Here is a 936-nt window from a genome sequence, read left to right on the forward strand (position 1 = left end):
TTCGGTGATCTCCGCCTCGGAAGCGGCCACGGCGACCATCGCACCGCCCGCCGGCAGGGCCTGCATCAGCCGGCCCCGCGCCGCCACCAGCGCCGCCGCGTCCTCCAACGACAACACCCCGGCCACATGCGCCGCGACGACCTCACCGATGGAATGTCCGGCCACGACGTCAGGCCGCACACCCCACGACTCCACCAGCCGGAACAACGCCGACTCCACCGCGAACAACCCGGCCTGCGTGAACACCGTCCGGTCCAGGAGCTCCGCGTCACCGAAGACCACATCCCTGACGGGGAGTTCCGCGCCGAGGTGCCCGTCCAGGGCGGCGCACGCATCGTCCAACGCCCGCGCGAACACCGGATACCGGTCGTACAACTCGGAGACCACGTCCTCGCGGCTCTCGGCGACGATCACGGCCCGCTCGGAGAGCACCGCTCGCCGGGACACCAGCGCCCCCGCGACAGCGGCGAGCGGCGCGTCGGTCTCGTCCACGAACGCGGCCAACCGCCCCGCCTGCCCCGCCAGCGCACCCGTGCTCCGCGCCGACACGACCACCGGCACCACACCGTCGGCCGGGACCACCGGCTCGGCGGTCGGCTCCTCCGGTGCCTGTTCCAGGATCACGTGCGCGTTGGTGCCGCTGACACCGAACCCGGAGACGCCCACCCGGCGCGGGCGGTTCGCGTCCGGCCACTCGCGGGGCTCCGTCAGCAGTTCGACCGCGCCGTCCGACCAGTCGACCTGCGAGGTCGGGGTGTCGACGTGCAGGGTGGCCGGGAGGACGCCGTGCCGCATGGCCTGCACCATCTTGATGACACCGGCGACGCCCGCGGCCATCTGGGTGTGTCCGATGTTGGACTTCAACGAGCCCAGCCACAGGGGCTGTTCGCGGTCCTGGCCGTAGGTCGCGAGGAGGGCCTGCGCCTCGATCGGGTC

General features: G+C 72.8%; 1 protein-coding gene. It reads right to left on the bottom strand.

Annotated elements, in window-relative coordinates; all coding sequences use genetic code 11:
- The coding region (locus IG05_RS0140990) for an acyltransferase domain-containing protein (RefSeq protein WP_158839159.1) at window positions 1-936 on the bottom strand (936 nt) is incomplete at both ends.

It is taken from the genome of Streptomyces sp. NRRL S-1022 (assembly GCF_000720135.1).
Classification (GTDB): domain Bacteria; phylum Actinomycetota; class Actinomycetes; order Streptomycetales; family Streptomycetaceae; genus Streptomyces.